This window comes from Planococcus salinarum (genome assembly GCF_007004625.1).
GTDB classification, from domain to species: Bacteria; Bacillota; Bacilli; order Bacillales_A; family Planococcaceae; genus Planococcus; species Planococcus salinarum.
Genome location: NZ_VIFV01000026.1, coordinates 1 through 16,709 on the forward strand (window position 1 = coordinate 1; position 16,709 = coordinate 16,709).

A 16,709-nucleotide genomic window follows, 5' to 3' on the forward strand; every position below is an offset into this window, starting at 1 on the left:
CATTTCCACGGTAGCTGACAAGCGGAATAACATTCCAAGGAAGTCGCTGGACTACCGCACACCCCTGGAGGCATTTTTGAGTCACCTGAATGGAATGGACTTGTCTAGCTTATATTGACAAACGGAAAAGAATAAAATTTGCCGAATGAAAAAGGAGGGGTTCGAACAGTTCAGCTCCAACTCACTTTTTTCTCATCGGTCCAACTTATCAACTCGACTGAAATTCAATCGACGCTACTGCAATGTCTGGAAGTTTTCTATATATTAACATTTTTTGGAGAGGGAATATATCTATTTTTTTATGAAATCCTGGTGTTTGATTCGGCTTTCTTGTCCTTTCACCTGCCGGAGAAATTGTTAATAAAAAAGAGGTTTGTTTTTCTGTTACCTTATGATAGGATTTGAGTAACAAATAAATTGTACACTGGGGGAGCCGCTTTCCGGGCTGAGACAAGCATTGCTTGGACCCTTCGAACCTGATCTGGATTATGCCGGCGGAGGGAAGTGGTTGATGCATGCCTTTTGCGATGCCACCACTCTGCACGGCTGTCCCTTTCTCGGAAGCTGTGTATTTTTATGTGCAAAAAAGGGGGAGAAGTAATGGCGGAAACATGGGGATTCATCGATTCTGGCCACACGAGTCCAGCATTCAATATGGCCTTGGATGAACTGATGGTGGAATGGCTGAGCAAAGGTGAAATCGGTTCTACGCTCCGTTTCTATGGTTGGTCGCCGGCAGGGATTTCAATTGGAAGATTCCAGGACGCAAATAAAAAAATCGACTTTCAGCAGGCAGCGGATTACGGAGTGGAGGTTGTCCGCCGGCAGACGGGGGGCCGCGCCGTACTGCACGATCAGGAATTGACCTATAGTGTGGCGGTGCCGGAATCGCATCCCGCGATGCCGCGTTCCGTCAAAGAAGCTTATCTTGTCATTTCCAGGGGCTTATCGGAGGGCTACCTTGAACTCGGAATCAACGCGGAACTCGCCATACCCAATGCGCCGGCGGAAACGACTGATTCCGCTGTCTGTTTTGACAAGTCTTCCTGGTACGAGCTGCTTGTGGAGGGCAAAAAAGCGGCCGGCAGCGCACAGATGAGAAAGAAAGGCATCATTCTGCAGCATGGCTCAATTCCGCTCGAAATTGACAGTGTGAAATTATTTGATTTATTCAGCTATCCGTCCGTGGAACTGAAACAGCGGGCGCGTGACGCTTTCAAAGGAAAAGCCATCGCCATCAACGAGGCAGCGGAGCGGCCTTACAATTTCGACGAAGTGAAAGCTGCGTTCAAGAGAGGTTTCGAGAAAGGGCTCGGCATCGAATTAGAAACGCTTACGCTCTCGAAAGCTCAATTGGTGGAAATCGACAGGCTGGCGGAAACAAAGTATAAACATCTTGATTGGAATTATTCTACTGAAAAACAGGAGGGTTTATAATGACAAAACAGGAAGAATACATTCGGAAACCGGATTGGCTAAAGGTGAAAATTAATACGAACGAATCGTTCACCGGGCTCAAAAAGTTGATGCGCGAGAAAAAGCTCAACACGGTATGCGAAGAAGCGAGATGCCCGAATATCCATGAATGCTGGAGCGAGCGCAAAACGGCAACATTCATGATTCTCGGGGATACCTGCACAAGAGGATGCCGGTTCTGCGCCGTTAAAACCGGATTGCCGAACGAACTCGACCTTGGGGAGCCGGAACGCGTGGCTGAATCGGTTGAGATCATGGGCTTGAAACATGTCGTCGTCACAGCGGTCGCCCGTGACGATCTGGCCGATGGCGGAGCTGCCGTTTTCGCCGAAACCGTCCGTGCCATCAGAAGAAGAATGCCGTCTACGACCGTTGAAATTCTGCCTTCTGATATGAAAGGCGATTACGAAAGTCTCCATACATTAATGGACAGTGCACCGGATATTTTCAACCACAACATCGAAACCGTCAGACGCCTGACAAAGCGGGTTCGTGCCCGTGCCATGTACGATCGCTCGCTGCAATTGCTCGAGCGGGTCAAGGAAATTGCACCGGACACACCGACGAAATCGAGCATCATGGTCGGACTCGGCGAAACGAAAGAAGAAATCATCGAGACGATGGATGACCTTCGCGCGCACAACGTCGACATCATGGCCATCGGGCAATACCTGCAGCCGACCAAAAAGCATCTGAATGTCGAGCGCTATTACCATCCGGATGAATTCGCTGAACTGAAGGAAATTGCGCTCTCCAAAGGATTTAGCCATTGTGAAGCCGGGCCCATGGTGCGTTCTTCCTATCATGCTGATGAACAGGTCAACGCGACGTCGGCGCAGCGCCGCATCAATTATCTGAAAGGCGTCGAGTCCGAGGGCAAGAAGCTTGAAGGGGATGTTTTTTCAGAAATATAGAAGAGAGGCCCTCGCTGATGCGAGGGCCTTTTGATTTGATTGCTGAGCACGGAACGCGGGTGAAAAGACATTGAAACGCCTCAGCGCAAATAAACCCGCCAACCAATTAAACCGTCAGATCATTCTCAGCTTTGATCCGGATGGCTTCCTGCAATAATTTCTGGAGTATTGCGGCAAAGACGGCAACAATGAGTGAAGCGAAGATGACGAACAATCCGATAACGATGCCGGGTGCGTCATCCGCCAGCGTCAAAAGGTACAGAAAAGGCATCTCGAGAATATAAACGATAACTATGGCGATTGCACAATGCTTTATGGTCTTTAATGCTTTCACTGACAGGGTGGAAAATGCTTCGTTGCGGTCCACATAGTCCAACAGTTTCAAGGATTGGTAAAGTGCGATAAAAAATGGAATCATCCCGATATACATGCCGATCAGCAACGGGTATTGCAAGTTTTCCAGTTCCGGAAGATTCCAGTAGGGGGAATTCGGATCGAATCTGGACAACCCATAAATGCAGCCAGCGAGAACCGGAAGGCCGACAAGAAAGATAGCGATTTTAAGATGATGGTTGAACTTCGTTTCATGGCAAACACCTCATCAAATATTGATGTTAATGAGATAATACACCATTATTTATTGATAATCAATAAATAATTATCTTTAATTAATATTTAGAGTCAAAGGTATTTGTGCAGTCCCTGATAAATCTCGACAATTTCGTCCAGTTTCATGCGCACAAGCCCGCTCGAGGAAGGAGCAACATACTCTGCAATTCCCTGAATGACCGGTTCCGTTTGCTCACCCCACGAGATTACGCGCTTTTTGCTGTATTGCTGGTATACGCCCTTGCCGACGAAACAAACTGCAACAGGTTGATATAGCCGGATTTTTTTCTTCAGTTTTTCTGCGCCTCTTTTGTATTCCTCTGTCGAAATTTCGGCCGCTTCTTTGGTCGGGCGGGCGACAATGTTTGTCAGGCCAAAGCCGAGGTCCAACAGTTTGCTGTTTTCTTCCGGCAGGAATTTCCTTGGCGTCAAACCGGCTTCGTGCAGGATTTTCCAGAACCGGTTGTTCGGATTCGCGTAATGCCAGCCGGTTTCCGACGAGCGGATGCTCGGGTTAAAGCCGACAAACATGATTTTTAAATTCTCTTGTAAGTGATCCGGTATCGGGTCCATATCTACTCAAAAACCTCCATCTCTGTAAAGCTTGTTTGTTTTAATCTTACACGATTGTGAGTGTGGGACTTAAGAAATTGAATTGGCTGCAAATGAAAAGAAGACAAGAAAACATCCCACCTTCACAGAATTGCTTTGGAAGGAGGGATGTTCGCATTTATTTTTGGATTTCCGGTTCCACCGAAATTTGCCATTCAATGCCGAAGCGGTCAGTGACGCTGCCATATAACGGACTCCAGAAAGTTTCCTGCAGCTCCATGGCGATTTCGCCGCCTTCAGCCAGTGTGCCGAAGATTGTGTGTGCTTCTTCTTCATTGTCAGGAGTTATGGTCAGAGATACGTTATTGCCTTTGCGGAAAGGGATTCCCATACCGGGAGGTACATCCGAGATCATGAAGGATTGCCCGTTCTTCAAAATGATTTCCGCATTCATCACCATGTCTTTGGCTTCTTCAGGAATTCCCTCCAATTCCGAACCATTTGCCTCTCCGTAAGTCACTAATCCGGATAATTCTGCATCCAGAACATTCACATAGAAATGGGCAGCTTCCTGGCCGTGACCGTCAAAATTCAAATAGGGGAAAATTTTTGTAATCATGCTGGACCTTCTTTCTCAAAAATATTTTTGAGTGCACAATTGTTCCTTCAGTTTCCTGTCCTCAGAACGGAGCGATTTGTCACTTACAGTATAGCGACTTTTCATGCGAATTAAACATACTATTGTTCATTTTTCGTCATACTGAACAGGTTTTTAAAAACTGCCCTTTCTATAATCTGATAAAATCTCTATTTCACTTCATTTTGGCTGTTTACAGATTTTCAATCTCAACCGGTTCCATGTCATCCGCCGGCTCAAAGCCGAAAATTTGGCTGTAGAAATAAAACTCGCCTTCGATGGCTCGTTTGATGTTCTCGGCTTTACGGAAGCCATGGCCTTCGCCTTCAAATTCCAGATAGGCTACCGGCACCCCTTTTTTTCGCAGTGCTTCGACCATCGGCACTGCCTGATTCGGCGGTACGACTTTATCATCAAGGCCCTGGAAGAAAATCACCGGACAGGACAGGCGATCAGTGAAGTGGATCGGGGAGCGGTCGAAAAAGGTTTGCTTTTGTGCCGGATAAGGAGCGATGAGTCCATGGAGATAATGGGATTCGAATTTATGCGTTTCTTTCACAAAGCTTTCCAGGTCACTCAAACCAAAATGGCTGGCACCGGCATGATAGACGTCCGTGAAGACAAGAGAGGCAAGGGTCGTATAGCCGCCTGCCGATCCCCCGGAAATGGCAATGCGTGTGCTGTCAACGTCTCCGCGGTCGATCAGGTAACGGACCGCATTCGCGCAGTCTTCCACATCCACCACACCCCATTGACCCCTCAGCCGTTCGCGGTAGTCGCGGCCATAGCCGGTAGAGCCGCCGTAATTCACATCAACCAGCGCAAAGCCGCGGCTCGTCCAATATTGCTTTGTCAGATTCAGGGTGGAAGATGTGGCGCCGACCGGTCCGCCGTGGACATGCACAAGCAACGGCGGTTTATCGCCTGGTGGTGCTGCAAAATCCGGATTGTTCGGCGCGTAGTAAAGAGCATGGGCAGTTTTGTGATTTGACGTTGAAAATTCGATCGCTTCCGGCTGAGACAAATAATCTGTATCCAGCGAGCTTCCGGAAGAAATCCGGACATCTTCGATTTCGTTCGTCTTCGGATCCATAACGGCAATCCGCGGAAATTCCGTGGGTGACGCGGCGATAAACGCTACCTCTGTTCCGTTTGAACGAATGGCAGAAAACGAGGTGAATCGAGTCGTTATCGGATTCAGGCGTCCATTCCAGACATCCACACTGGCGAGCTGTCTCATACCGTGCTGTGAATAAGAAGCGATGATCATATTTTCATCGACAAAGCAATAATCTGATTTTCCCAATACGGAGCTATGCGAACCGAACTCCGCCTTTACCGTGCACACTTCTTCTTTTCTATTGCCAAAACAGCGCATCAGATTCCACCAGTTGCTGTGGTCGGACAGGAAATAAAGAGTGCCTTGCGGCGACCAGGCGGGCTGGACAATCGAAACACCGGAACCTCCGGCAAGTTTGGAGGCATTTGTCAGCGTGCCGTCATCTCTGATTTCAGCCACCCACAACTCCGATTCATCCCACGGCATATGGGGATGGTTCCATGTCAGATAGGCGAGGTGTTGCCCGTCCGGACTGACTCTTGGATTTGAATAAAAATCATTGCCTGAGACCACAACCGTTTCACCGCTGCCATCAGGGTTCATGGCAACGATCGTCGTTTCCGGAGTGAAAGCTGATTTTGTATGATCTTCCCGAATCCAGTATAGCCGCTCATTCACTCTGTCGATGCCCGCATCCGCATAACGGAGATTCGAATCGTCTGTAATTGCGTATGGCGGATTCCTTCCGTCTTTCATATAAAGTAAATTATCTTCGAAATTGGAGAAATAGATGCGTCCGCCATTTACCGTAAACGGTGCGCCGCCATATTCCTGAACGCGCGTGCGGATATTGAAGGGGGCCGGCGTCTGTTCGACAGCTTCTCCGGTTGGTGTTTTTTTCATAATCCGGCTGCGGCCGCCTTCGGAAGGAAGCGCTTCAAGCCAATAAAGATTTTCGCCTTCAAACAGGACGCCTTCGAGCGCAACGGAATCCTGCAATATTAAATCGGTGGAGATTGGTGACTTCCAGCTGCCAAACGGTGCGATTTTTCTGTTCATGCGGAATCCCTCCTGTTAAATGTCTGTAAGTTTATCTTAACAGGTGAACTGTCGGAATTGTTGGGAATTTTGATGCGTTATGTCACAGTGGGCATAATCTGCAGCCTTTTGTGATGGAGATAATAGTGGGAAAAGAAACGGACTCCTTGTGCTTCCATGGCTTTAAAAATTTCTAAATGCTATATCAGCAAAACTTTGAAAAGTAAATGATGAATAGTGATATAAAGTACATACAAAATACTTTTTTATTAGTATAATATACTCAGTTAAAATTGATTGAAGTATTAAAAAGCTATTTGGAATGGGGAGATGGATAGAATGGATTTTTCAGTGCTTTTAATTGATGGTATTTTGAATGGATTTGGTCCGATTTTCAAAACTTACATTCTGCCGATATCGATATGGATGCTGATTCCAGCGGTTATCTTCAGGTTGATCTTCAAAAGCCAGCTTTCGTTCCAGCTTGGCGCATTGATTGGCCTTGCTTTGTGCTTTTTTGTCGGTCCGTTTTGATCGGCAGCAGGGAAATGAACTGAATGGGATCAAGAGCACTTGCTTGAATGCAGTCGTGGCAAATGACCGTGCATTTTGGATGAAATATAAGAATTCTTTCAGCAGGAAATATCCATTCCCGAAAAAAGCATGCCCCCGAAAATTTTCGGGGGCATGCTTATAAAATTTAATCCTAGTATCTTTTTCCGTGCTTTCTCTGGAAATCTTCTTCGGAAGAAAGAAGATAAATGATTCCTTCAATAATTCCGATTACCGCAGGAATTCCCGTCCAGAAGAAAAGGAGGTAGATCAGGCCGACGCCCGGTTTGCCCAAGTAGAATTTATGGGCGCCGAAATCCCCAAGAAAGATGGCCAGTAAAGCCGCTGCTAATTTGTTTTTCATGCCGATCATCCTTTCTGCTTATAAAGGATGTTTTCCCGAATTGGCGAATGTTAATCTGCATGGGAGTTATTATTTTAAATCCACTGGGCTTTCGATGGATAAACCCATTTTTTGCCTTAGAGGGTCATTAACTTCCCAAAAAAGCGGGCAGAGCTAATGCCAACGTTGGGTTTCGCGGGAATGGAAACATATCGTTGAACCGCACGTCCTTTATAAGACTATTATTAAAAGTGTGGGACTAAAAAGAGCAAAGAAATTTCAGAACTCCTGCAAGTAAGAAATGGGAAAGGCAAGAGAGAAAGAGCAGAAGAAAAGATGCTTCACAGCGCAAAGGAGAAATGACATGAACCATATATGGCAAACAGCGGCGCATGACCTCTCTGAGATTAAAGTGACAGCAAGTTTCGATAATGCCCCCGTGATGATCGAAGGAGCAGCGGAAGGGTATTTTTGTATTGGTGTCGGAACGGATGCGGCAGTATTTCAATCGTTATCCGCTCCTCAGTTTGCTTATAAAGTATATGCAGAAGGGAAGCGGGACAAACTTGAAGCAGAAGCGGAAGTTTATGCCCGAATCGGCTCCTCCCCTTATTTTCCGACCTGTTATGGTTTCATCAATGGTCTGCTCGTATTGGACTATGAAGAAGGTTTGACTTTATTCGATTGTCTGTTGCAGGGGGTTCATGTTCCGGAGCAGGCAATTCAGGATGTTGAAGATGCCCGGCATTACATTCGGAAGATCGGTTTAAATCCACGGGATATTCACTTGAAGAATATTTTGTTGCAGGATGGCCGTGCCAAGTTGCTCGATGTGTCCGAGTATATCAAATCCGGCAACGATTTCAGGTGGGAACATCTGAAAAAAACATACGATGAGTATTATCCGGTAATCGATGGCAAACCTGTGCCATTCTGGCTGCTCGACACTATTCGGAAATGGTACCATCATTGGAACCGTTATTCCTCTTCCTTTGATGAATTCATGCGAATTGTCTCCAAACAGATAAATTATAAGAAATAAAAATGACCTAACGGATTGTTTGCCAAAAGGACCACCGGAAATCATCCCGGTGGTCCTTTGTGGGTGTATTGGAGAATTAGAGTGGTTCAGCCTGATTGATTGGATGCAGTTTCCGCTGTCTGTGGGAGAAATTCCGTAATATGTTATATAAGCATGAAATTTTTCATGCAAAAATCCCCCTTCAGATTTATTATTCCTGTTCATACTGGTAAACTGTTCAAGAACTGAGAATATAGGAGATGTATTATGGGGGAATTACTGTTTTTCTTTTTGGAGAATATGGCGCTGATCATTGCGTTGATGTATTTGGCTATCAAAACAAAAGAAGCCGTCCTGCTGGATTGGACAAATCCGATCAGACAGCGGCTCATCATTTCAGCATTTTTCGGCTTTCTGACATTTTCAATCATGTACAACCCGTTCCACTTTGAAGGCATGCGGCTGGATTTGCGGGAAGTCCCGTTATTTTTCATTTCCTATGTAGGGGGATGGCAGTATGGGGTGATTTCCGCGATCCTGCCGATATCTTTCCGCGCGTATTTGGGAGGGCCGACAGTCGTGCTGGGAATTCTGCAGTCCATCATCCTGCCAATTGTCGTCGGCAGCCTGTTCCATGAAAGAAAAGGCGTGAATCATTTCTTTGGCATCGTGGATATCAAAAGGATGATGCTGGCTTTTGTTGTATTCGAATCAATCAAATCGGTGTGGATGATCTTTTCGACGCCGGCGAATCTCCTGATCGCCTCTGGCATGTTTCTATTTTCAGCCGCGGCAATTTTTTCAATGGCATTGATTTTCAACAGTGAAAACCGCATGTTGCTGCTGAGAAAGGAACTGGAATTTTATTCGAACCAGGATCCGATGACGCATTTGCCGAATATCCGCTTTTTCAAAAACACCGTCGGCAAACTGATCGACAGGCAAATGCCGATGGCAATCATCATGCTGGATGTCGATTATTTCAAAGTCTATAACGACACGCACGGCCATCAAAAAGGCGACGCAGTGCTGCGGTCTGTGGCACAGATTCTGAAGGATTCCACTCGGAAAGAGGATGTGGTCGCACGCTATGGCGGCGAAGAATTTATCTGTTGCCTCCATGCACCGCGAGATGAGGAAGAAGCTGCGGCGTTTGCGGAGAGGATTCGGAAAAATATCCAGGAATTCCATTTCGAAGGGGAAGAACACCAGCCTGAAGGCGTTTTGACGGTTTCGGTTGGAATGACCTTTACTGCCGGCGGATCCGAGCTTGAGGAAATGATCGAAGAAGCCGACCAGTCTTTGTACCAATCAAAACGGCAGGGTCGCAATCGTGTAACCGTTTTTCCAGGGGTCATGGCAGAATCCCATGAAAAAGTACTGAACTGAAGGAGGAAGAGCATGAACAGATTAATGAAAAAGCGCATGAAAGCAATGGCCGTGGACACAGCAGTCACGATGGGGATCACTGTTTTACTGGAACCTTTGGTACGGAACAAACTGAAGAACAAGGCAGTATATGATGCTGTGGCTCCGTCACTCATTTTCTGGGGATTGGAATACGCCCAGATGCGAGTTGGCGGCCAGACCATCGGCCACAAAGCAGCTGGCATCGTCATTGACACAACCGACGGCAGCGAGTTGACATCCACCCAGATCCTGAAAAGGCTGGTGCACCGGGACACCGTCAGTACCATATCTTATTTGAGAGACCGACAGAAATACGATTTCTATGAAGGTACCAAACTGCCGCATGATTTGTATGCGGATACCGTAGTTAAAGAATATTTGAAATAAATAAAGGCTGCAGGACGACAAAAAGGAAGCTTTCCGCTCGGTGGAAAGCTTCCTTTTTGTTTTCTGGCTAGTGGCTGCCAAGGATTCTATTCGACTGTAAATTCAGCTTCGGCTTCGTACTTCTTGCCTTCCTGCGGGGTCAGCCAAGCTGTAATCGTGTAGGTTCCGGATTCAAAATCCTTCGGAGGAATTTCAATCTCGTATTCCAGCTTATCACCGGGCTCCAGCGTTTCTTCGCCAAGTACCTGGATATATGTGCTGACTGACGACAGGCGGTAGAGCTCTTCGCCCTCTTCGTTGGTAATCGTGAAATCATAGCGCTGTCCGCTTGTGAATTCGAAGGTAATCGTTTCGTCCGTCTGATTGCTAACGGTGTAGCGGTATAGATCATTGTCCATTTGTTCAAGCAATGCTGTCACCTCATCTTCCACGACTCCATCGGACGAGCCGTTGCCCATATCGGGTTCCGTTGAATCCGATGTTCCGCAGGCTGCCAAAAACATGGTCAATAATAAGATAAATGCCCACAACCCTTTTTTTGCTTTCATAGCTGACCCTCCCCGGTCTTATAAAATTTTCAGTGCTTTTCTGGCCTATTTTCTATTTGAACGGTTGAGCGCCAAAAAAGTTACAGTATAAGAAAGATTAATAGCCTCCGCTGGACTTTTTTTCGTATACTGTACATACATCAAAGGAGGATTGCCCCTTGTCTGAAATGCTGCATGATTTAACAAGCGCTATTGCCAATAAATCGAAATGCCTCGCCACAAGCACAATGGTCATGCTGAAATACCTGGCGATGATCCTCGTGCCGCTTTATATAATTTATCTGATTACGGGATAAAGCAATAAAATAATCCAGGGGAAAGTGTTGCTTATTCCCTGGATTATTTTTTGTTTTCCGATTACAGCTTCACGTGATTGAGGCGAGGTAGATTGTTTTTACCGATTCCTTGATCATCGTGTTGAACTCTTCCTCTGACTGGTTGGCGTTCAAGCCCTCGGACAAACCTCTTGAAAAGCTCGCAATCAAACCTTCGTTGGCTGTCAGTTTCAAGTTGGCTTCGTCGCGGGAGTAACCGCCGGAAAGTGCAACGACCCGAACAACACGCGGATGTTCGATCAATTCCTTGTAGAAATTATCAACGGTAGGAATCGACAGTTTGAGCATGACATTCTTGTCTTCGCTCAACTTATTCAAGTGATCCACCAGTTCTTTTTTGAGGATTTCTTCGGATTCGGCTTTGTCTTCACTGTGGATATTGACTTCCGGTTCGATAATCGGAACGAGGCCGGCTGCCAAAATTTGATCAGCAACTTCGAATTGCTGTTCGACCACTTTCTTGATGCCTTCCGCATTCGCTTTATTGATGACTGAACGCATTTTCGTACCGAAGACATTGCGTTCGTTTGCGCGTTTCAGCAGATCATCCAGGCCGGGATTCGGCTTCATCAGCTGGACGCCATCCTCTTCATCCGCCAATCCTTTGTCGACTTTCAGGAAAGGGGCGACACCTTTTTCCTCCCAAAGATAATCCGGAGTATATTTTCCTTCGATTTTCCGGTCCATCGTCTGTTCAAACAGGATTGCGCCGATAATCGACTCGGAATTGAAGGCGGGTGCTGTCATGACGCGCGTGCGCATTTCATGGATCAGATCATACATTTCATCTTCGTTCGAATAAGAATCTTCCGGGACACCGTATTGTGCCAGGGCTTTTGGTGTACTGCCGCCACTCTGGTCGAGTGCTGCAATAAATCCTTTTCCATTTTTCACGAGTTCAAATTGTTCTTGATTCATTTTCCCAACTCCTTTGATTAATTTGAGAGGTGCAGAAGTGAAGTCTGAAAACTCTTCACAGAATATTGTACCAATAATTGGAGGATTCATCAAAAATGAAATATAGTCACCGGATTTCAAAAGGAGAAGTATGGCTGCAATGAAAGAAGGGTATTGAAAAGCTATGAAACTATCGGCCCGCAAAAACGTTCAGTTTTACAATAACGTATACAGGAGGCAGGCATGCGAAAATTTTATCTTTTTCTATTCATAATAATGACTGTAACATTGATGGCGGCTTGTTCGGATGAAGCGGAACAGAGTGATAATGAAGCGCCAGCAACGGCTATCAATGTGACAAACAGTTCGGACCGCCAAATTACATCCATTGAATTGAAGCTGTACCAGAATGATATGGTTCAGGCATCTCCGACCCTCATGAATGCGGATGAATCGCTGATTGTCATGGGAGAAGAAGTTGAATTTGAAATCCTCACACAGGATATGGATTTTGATGAGCCAGTTGTCATCGAAGCGGTGGCGATGATCGATGGAGTGGAAGTGTCCGCAGGGAAGACGGTACCGATGGAACTCGTGCAGGGAGAAAGGTATGAGTTTGAACTGGCGCGTGATCCGGAAATGCAATTTCGTGAAATACAGGAAGAGTGAACACATTCAATAGGAACAGTGCATATGAAAAGCCATCGAAGACTTCTCTTCGATGGCTTTTTCGGGTCATGTGCCGCAATACGTTTTGAACGAACGGGCCTCATCTTCAGTTGGCGTATCAGTAAATTCGAGCTGTTCAACAGTATGGGCATAAGGATTTTTCACGGCCTCGACCAGTTTCTCCATCAGGCTGTAGTCCTGTTGGCTGACTGCCGCTTCAATTGCGCTTTCCACCCGATGATTGCGCGGGATAAGGGCCGGATTGCTGTTGCGCATCAGTATATGGGAAGCTTCTGCGCTTTCCGGTTGCCCGTCCAATCGGGATTTCCAGGCGTTATACCATTCTTCGAAATCTTCTTTGCCGCTGAATGCTGTATCTTCTACCTTATCAAACGTCAAAGCGCGGAATGTATTCGTATAATCCGCTTTATTGTCGTGCATCAGTTTCAGTAAATCATCAATGAGCGCGTCATCGCCTTCTTCGTTACCGAATAAACCAAGCTTCGCTGTCATGCCGGCCATCCAGTTCTGCTGGAATTGATTGCCGAAATCCCCCAGTGCTTCCTGAGCCAGGTCGACTGCCACTTCCTGATCCTTATCAATCAGCGGCACAAGGGTTTCAGCAAAGCGGGCAAGATTCCAGCCGGTGATTTTCGGCTGGTTGCTGTACGAATAGCGGCCATAATGGTCAATCGAGCTGAAGACACGGCCGGGCTCGTACGTATCGAGAAACGCACACGGACCGTAGTCGATCGTTTCGCCGCTGATGGTCATATTATCGGTGTTCATGACGCCGTGAATAAACCCGGTCAACTGCCATTTTGCAACAAGCTGCGCCTGGCGTGAGATGACATTTTTCAACAACTCGAGATAAGGGTTTTCGAGGCTTTTGACAGACGGGTAATGGCGTTCAATGGCGTAATCCGCCAGTGCTTTCAATTCTTCAAAGGTTCCCCACTGGGCAGCGTACTGGAATGTCCCGAACCGCAGGTGACTCGATGCGACCCGCGTCAGTACCGCGCCTGGAAGAAAGCTTTCGCGCACAACCGGGATTTCCGTCACAGCAACAGCCAGGCTGCGGCTCGTCGGAACCCCGAGTCCGTGCATCGCTTCGCTGATGATATATTCCCGCAGCATCGGCCCAAGTGCGGCCCGGCCGTCGCCGCCACGGGAATAGGCGGTTTTGCCTGAACCTTTTAACTGAATGTCGAAACGCTGACCGTCCGGAGCCAATTGTTCTCCGAGCAGCACAGCCCGGCCGTCGCCGAGCATCGTGAAGTTGCCGAACTGGTGACCGGCATAGGCCTGGGCAATCGGTTCTGCGCCTTCCGGAATTTCAGTGCCTGAAAAGATGCCCGCGCCAGAGTCGGAGTTTAACAGCTCCGCATCAAGTCCGAGCGATTCAGCCAACTCTTTGTTGAAAATCACCAATTCGGGGGTCCGTGCGGGCTCAGGGTCTGTCTTAGTATAGAATTTCTCCGGCAGACGTGCATAGCTGTTATCGAAATTCCAGCCGGCTGCTGGAATATTGGATGTGTTTTTCATAAAATCACCTTTTCTCTAGACATAATTTCAATGGCAGGGTCAATGAAAACTCTCTCCTTAGCTCAATCAACGAAGTCAAACTTCACACCGGTCAACTCTTCCGACACCTGCCACAGACGCTCCGCCACCGCTTGATCGCGCGCGGCAGGATGCGGGGTTTCGAGAACGGGATAGCCTTTGCGGCGTCCGGCACCGTCCGGACCGATGTATTCTCCGCCCTTCAAGTCCGGTTCAGTCGCCGCGTAAACGGTTGCCAGGGCACCGATGGCCGGTGGCTGCAAATAATATTTATTGGCCAGGTTGCGCAGGAACAGCGGTGCATCCCTGTTGCCGAGCTTGAATATATTCGTGCCCGACACCCCCGGATGGCAGACGACGCTGATTGCCTCTGAACCATGTGCCTTCAGGCGGCGGTCGAGTTCAAGCGCAAACAGCATATTGGCCAGCTTGCTCTGGTTGTAGAATTGTTTCGCTTTATAGCCTTTGGAACCGTCCAAATTGTCAAAGTCGATGGCCCCGCGGCTGTGCGCTAGGCTGCCGATTGTCACGATACGCGAATCCGGTGTTTTATCCAGCAGGGGAAAGAGCAGGGCGGTCAGAGCAAAATGGCCAAGGTGGTTGCTGCCGAATTGCATTTCAAAACCGTCTTTAGTTTTTGAATAGGGCGGCATCAAAACGCCGGCATTGTTAATCAGCAGATGGAGCGAATCAAAATCACTCAGGATCCTGTCGGCAAATGTCCGGATGCTGGCCAGATCGGCAACATCGAGCAGCCTTATTTCAATGGCCGCTTGGGGATGTATGGAAAGGATCTCTTTGCGGGCGGCGGCACCTTTCACTTCATTGCGCACGGCAAGAATGATCTGCATCCCTTTGCCGGCAAGAACTTTTGCCGCTTCAAGGCCAATGCCGCTATTGCCCCCTGTAATGATGGCTGTTGTTCCAGCAATTGCTTCTTGGTCCAAAATGCTTCAGCTCCTGTCTTCAATGAATACTTAAATGGTAGCGGAAAATGTCTTTTCCTACAAAGAATTGAACATTAAGATGGAATTTTCTGAAAAAATAATATGCATAAGAAGGAGTTTGTATTATTATTTAACTAACAACAAAGAAATTTTTCAAAAGTCCAATAGAGGGAAAGAAGGGGGAAAGAACATGAAGAAGATGTCCTTTGGCTGGGCGATACTGCCCTTGGCCGTAATGATCGTCATCATGCTGTTCACTATCGTTATCCTTGAACAGGGACCGCATATTCCACTGCTTGTGGGGACGGCAGTAGCAGGATTGGTGGCGTGGCGGCAAGGTTTTAGCTGGAAAGAGATTGAAGAGGGAATGTATAAAGGGATACGCCTTGTGCTGCCCGCGGTTATTATCATTATTTTAATCGGACTCATTATCGGTTCATGGATTGGCGGAGGAATTGTCGCGACTTTAATTCTGTACGGCTTGCAGATTATAACTCCATCATTTTTCCTGGTGTCGATTGCTGCTATCTGTGCCCTGGTTTCATTGGCAATCGGAAGTTCATGGTCCACAATGGGGACAATCGGTGTTGCCGGAATGGGGATTGGGCTGAGCATGGGTATATCGGCACCAATGATTGCAGGAGCAATCATTTCCGGCGCATATTTCGGTGACAAGATGTCTCCGTTATCCGATACGACGAATCTTGCTGCCGGATTAACGGACACCGACCTGTTTGTCCATATCAAACATATGTGGTACACGACAATTCCAGGTTTCGTCATTGCACTCGGTGTTTTCTGGTTCCTCGGGAGAAATTTCTCAGCGGCCGGCACTGATACGGCTAACATCGCCCAAACAGCAGCGATTCTGAGAGAAAGTTTTATAACTTCACCGTTCCTTCTTCTTATTCCGGTGTTCGTTTTTTTCCTTGTTGCGAAGAGAGTGCCGACAATTCCAGCATTGGTGGTCGGTGTCCTTCTTGGTTTCCTGGCCCAGATTATCATCCAGGGTGGATCGGTTTCTGAGGCAGTAGGAGCACTCCAAAGCGGTTATGTCATCGAAACGGGAAATGTAATGGTGGATGACCTGTTCAACCGTGGCGGACTGGATTCGATGATGTACACCGTTTCAATGATTCTTTTCGCAATGTCTTTCGGCGGTATACTGGAACATACAGGCATGCTGCGCTCCATTATGGAAGAAATCCTGAAGATGGCAAAATCGACGGGTTCACTTGTGGCTTCAACTGTATTGTCCGCTGTTGCGACAAATGCTGCCTGTGCTGAGCAATACGTCTCCATTGTCGTACCTTCTCGAATGTTCGCCAAATCCTATAAAAAACGCTTGCTGCAATCAAAAAATCTCTCGCGCGCACTTGAAGACGGAGGTACATTGACATCCGTATTCTTTGCTTGGAATACTTGTGGAGTCTTCATTTTCGGAACGCTGGGTGTCAATGCATTTCAATACGCACCATATGCAGTGTTCAACTTCGCGGTGCCGATTTTATCCATTATTTTCGCGTTTACAGGCTTCTCAATCACGAAAATGACCGATGAAGAGATCGCGGAAGTCGAAGCAGAAGAATTGGAAATAATTACAGCTGACGATAAAGACGCAGTGCCTGTACAGGTATAACCATTCCTTAATCAACGCATACGATATTTTACTGGCTGCGTTTTTCCGATTGGGGAGCAAAATGTATGAACAGGCTATTGTGTTGATTGATAGCTAAAAATTGTTCGTAAAA

The 16,709-nt window shown here is 47.2% G+C and carries 18 protein-coding genes, 1 pseudogene and 1 riboswitch; of the genes and pseudogenes, 10 read left to right on the forward strand and 9 right to left on the reverse strand.

Annotation, left to right across the window (positions count from 1 at the left end):
- From DIJ65_RS12805 to lipA, 3 genes and pseudogenes are all read left to right on the forward strand, one after another.
- Positions 1–118 (forward strand): annotated as a pseudogene (locus DIJ65_RS12805) (IS30 family transposase); the annotation flags it as partial.
- A gap of 298 nt (positions 119–416) precedes the next feature.
- Positions 417–520, forward strand: a riboswitch (TPP riboswitch).
- Positions 521–600: 80 nt separating this feature from the next.
- Positions 601–1,437: a lipoate--protein ligase family protein gene (locus DIJ65_RS12810; RefSeq protein WP_117302885.1), complete on the forward strand. Its 837-nt coding sequence runs from the start codon at positions 601–603 to the stop codon at positions 1,435–1,437.
- On the forward strand, positions 1,437–2,390 hold the full coding sequence (gene lipA, locus DIJ65_RS12815; RefSeq protein WP_117302884.1) for a lipoyl synthase: 954 nt from the start codon (positions 1,437–1,439) through the stop codon (positions 2,388–2,390). Before DIJ65_RS12810 ends, lipA begins: the two co-directional genes overlap by 1 nt.
- A gap of 106 nt (positions 2,391–2,496) precedes the next feature.
- Here lipA and DIJ65_RS12820 read toward each other — a convergent pair whose 3' ends face one another.
- The 4 genes from DIJ65_RS12820 to DIJ65_RS12835 form a co-directional block, all read right to left on the reverse strand.
- A complete protein-coding gene (locus DIJ65_RS12820) occupies positions 2,497–2,898 on the reverse strand; it encodes a DUF2975 domain-containing protein (protein WP_230321417.1) in 402 nt (133 codons plus the stop codon).
- Positions 2,899–3,071: 173 nt separating this feature from the next.
- A complete protein-coding gene (gene mug, locus DIJ65_RS12825; RefSeq protein WP_117302880.1) occupies positions 3,072–3,572 on the reverse strand; it encodes a G/U mismatch-specific DNA glycosylase in 501 nt (166 codons plus the stop codon).
- A gap of 157 nt (positions 3,573–3,729) precedes the next feature.
- Complete coding sequence (locus DIJ65_RS12830; protein WP_117302878.1) at positions 3,730–4,170, reverse strand: VOC family protein; 441 nt, start codon at positions 4,168–4,170, stop codon at positions 3,730–3,732.
- A 211-nt stretch (positions 4,171–4,381) separates the two neighbouring features.
- Positions 4,382–6,307, reverse strand: a complete 1,926-nt coding sequence (locus tag DIJ65_RS12835; RefSeq protein WP_117302877.1) for an alpha/beta hydrolase family protein — start codon at positions 6,305–6,307, stop codon at positions 4,382–4,384.
- 318 nt (positions 6,308–6,625) lie between these two features.
- On the opposite strand from DIJ65_RS12835, the gene DIJ65_RS12840 reads away from it, so the two are divergent.
- On the forward strand, positions 6,626–6,820 hold the full coding sequence (locus DIJ65_RS12840; RefSeq protein WP_117302875.1) for a hypothetical protein: 195 nt from the start codon (positions 6,626–6,628) through the stop codon (positions 6,818–6,820).
- Positions 6,821–6,992: 172 nt separating this feature from the next.
- Here the strand turns inward: DIJ65_RS12840 and DIJ65_RS12845 are convergent, their stop codons facing one another.
- Positions 6,993–7,202, reverse strand: coding sequence for a TM2 domain-containing protein (locus tag DIJ65_RS12845; protein ID WP_117302873.1), 210 nt, complete (start codon positions 7,200–7,202; stop codon positions 6,993–6,995).
- Positions 7,203–7,545: 343 nt separating this feature from the next.
- Here DIJ65_RS12845 and DIJ65_RS12850 point away from each other — a divergent pair, with 343 nt between their 5' ends.
- The 3 genes from DIJ65_RS12850 (at position 7,546) to DIJ65_RS12860 (ending at position 9,999) form a co-directional block, all read left to right on the forward strand.
- Positions 7,546–8,223 carry a serine/threonine protein kinase gene (locus tag DIJ65_RS12850; RefSeq protein ID WP_117302872.1) on the forward strand — a complete coding sequence of 226 codons (678 nt, stop codon included), beginning with the start codon at positions 7,546–7,548 and terminating at the stop codon, positions 8,221–8,223.
- A 246-nt stretch (positions 8,224–8,469) separates the two neighbouring features.
- Complete coding sequence (locus tag DIJ65_RS12855; protein WP_117302870.1) at positions 8,470–9,591, forward strand: GGDEF domain-containing protein; 1,122 nt, start codon at positions 8,470–8,472, stop codon at positions 9,589–9,591.
- A 12-nt stretch (positions 9,592–9,603) separates the two neighbouring features.
- Positions 9,604–9,999: an RDD family protein gene (locus DIJ65_RS12860; protein ID WP_117302868.1), complete on the forward strand. Its 396-nt coding sequence runs from the start codon at positions 9,604–9,606 to the stop codon at positions 9,997–9,999.
- Positions 10,000–10,085: 86 nt separating this feature from the next.
- Here the strand turns inward: DIJ65_RS12860 and DIJ65_RS12865 are convergent, their stop codons facing one another.
- Positions 10,086–10,547 carry a BsuPI-related putative proteinase inhibitor gene (locus tag DIJ65_RS12865; protein ID WP_071151823.1) on the reverse strand — a complete coding sequence of 154 codons (462 nt, stop codon included), beginning with the start codon at positions 10,545–10,547 and terminating at the stop codon, positions 10,086–10,088.
- A 158-nt stretch (positions 10,548–10,705) separates the two neighbouring features.
- On the opposite strand from DIJ65_RS12865, the gene DIJ65_RS16355 reads away from it, so the two are divergent.
- Complete coding sequence (locus DIJ65_RS16355; protein ID WP_154706046.1) at positions 10,706–10,843, forward strand: hypothetical protein; 138 nt, start codon at positions 10,706–10,708, stop codon at positions 10,841–10,843.
- 69 nt (positions 10,844–10,912) lie between these two features.
- On the opposite strand, the gene DIJ65_RS12870 is transcribed toward DIJ65_RS16355, so the two are convergent.
- On the reverse strand, positions 10,913–11,800 hold the full coding sequence (locus DIJ65_RS12870) for a fructose bisphosphate aldolase (protein WP_071151824.1): 888 nt from the start codon (positions 11,798–11,800) through the stop codon (positions 10,913–10,915).
- Between the two features lie 222 nt (positions 11,801–12,022).
- Here DIJ65_RS12870 and DIJ65_RS12875 point away from each other — a divergent pair, with 222 nt between their 5' ends.
- Positions 12,023–12,448 carry a hypothetical protein gene (locus tag DIJ65_RS12875; RefSeq protein WP_071151825.1) on the forward strand — a complete coding sequence of 142 codons (426 nt, stop codon included), beginning with the start codon at positions 12,023–12,025 and terminating at the stop codon, positions 12,446–12,448.
- A 66-nt stretch (positions 12,449–12,514) separates the two neighbouring features.
- Here DIJ65_RS12875 and DIJ65_RS12880 read toward each other — a convergent pair whose 3' ends face one another.
- Positions 12,515–13,993, reverse strand: a complete 1,479-nt coding sequence (locus tag DIJ65_RS12880) for a protein adenylyltransferase SelO (protein WP_117302866.1) — start codon at positions 13,991–13,993, stop codon at positions 12,515–12,517.
- A gap of 62 nt (positions 13,994–14,055) precedes the next feature.
- A complete protein-coding gene (locus DIJ65_RS12885) occupies positions 14,056–14,958 on the reverse strand; it encodes an oxidoreductase (protein WP_185959553.1) in 903 nt (300 codons plus the stop codon).
- Positions 14,959–15,148: 190 nt separating this feature from the next.
- Here DIJ65_RS12885 and nhaC point away from each other — a divergent pair, with 190 nt between their 5' ends.
- Positions 15,149–16,597 carry a Na+/H+ antiporter NhaC gene (gene nhaC / locus DIJ65_RS12890; protein WP_117302862.1) on the forward strand — a complete coding sequence of 483 codons (1,449 nt, stop codon included), beginning with the start codon at positions 15,149–15,151 and terminating at the stop codon, positions 16,595–16,597.
- Positions 16,598–16,709: the final 112 nt, after the last annotated feature.

Excerpts from the sequence above, each read along its gene's own strand:
- DIJ65_RS12840 (WP_117302875.1), top strand. The coding sequence starts at position 6,626 with ATGGATTTTTCAGTGCTTTTAATTGATGGTATTTTGAATGGATTTGGT.
- DIJ65_RS12860 (WP_117302868.1), top strand. The coding sequence starts at position 9,604 with ATGAACAGATTAATGAAAAAGCGCATGAAAGCAATGGCCGTGGACACA.
- DIJ65_RS12845 (WP_117302873.1), bottom strand. The coding sequence starts at position 7,202 with ATGAAAAACAAATTAGCAGCGGCTTTACTGGCCATCTTTCTTGGGGAT.
- DIJ65_RS12855 (WP_117302870.1), top strand. The coding sequence starts at position 8,470 with ATGGGGGAATTACTGTTTTTCTTTTTGGAGAATATGGCGCTGATCATT.
- DIJ65_RS12875 (WP_071151825.1), top strand. The coding sequence starts at position 12,023 with ATGCGAAAATTTTATCTTTTTCTATTCATAATAATGACTGTAACATTG.
- lipA (WP_117302884.1), top strand. The coding sequence starts at position 1,437 with ATGACAAAACAGGAAGAATACATTCGGAAACCGGATTGGCTAAAGGTG.
- DIJ65_RS12865 (WP_071151823.1), bottom strand. The coding sequence starts at position 10,547 with ATGAAAGCAAAAAAAGGGTTGTGGGCATTTATCTTATTATTGACCATG.
- DIJ65_RS12870 (WP_071151824.1), bottom strand. The coding sequence starts at position 11,800 with ATGAATCAAGAACAATTTGAACTCGTGAAAAATGGAAAAGGATTTATT.
- DIJ65_RS12835 (WP_117302877.1), bottom strand. The coding sequence starts at position 6,307 with ATGAACAGAAAAATCGCACCGTTTGGCAGCTGGAAGTCACCAATCTCC.
- DIJ65_RS12830 (WP_117302878.1), bottom strand. The coding sequence starts at position 4,170 with ATGATTACAAAAATTTTCCCCTATTTGAATTTTGACGGTCACGGCCAG.
- DIJ65_RS12810 (WP_117302885.1), top strand. The coding sequence starts at position 601 with ATGGCGGAAACATGGGGATTCATCGATTCTGGCCACACGAGTCCAGCA.
- DIJ65_RS12880 (WP_117302866.1), bottom strand. The coding sequence starts at position 13,993 with ATGAAAAACACATCCAATATTCCAGCAGCCGGCTGGAATTTCGATAAC.
- mug (WP_117302880.1), bottom strand. The coding sequence starts at position 3,572 with ATGGACCCGATACCGGATCACTTACAAGAGAATTTAAAAATCATGTTT.
- nhaC (WP_117302862.1), top strand. The coding sequence starts at position 15,149 with ATGAAGAAGATGTCCTTTGGCTGGGCGATACTGCCCTTGGCCGTAATG.
- DIJ65_RS12850 (WP_117302872.1), top strand. The coding sequence starts at position 7,546 with ATGAACCATATATGGCAAACAGCGGCGCATGACCTCTCTGAGATTAAA.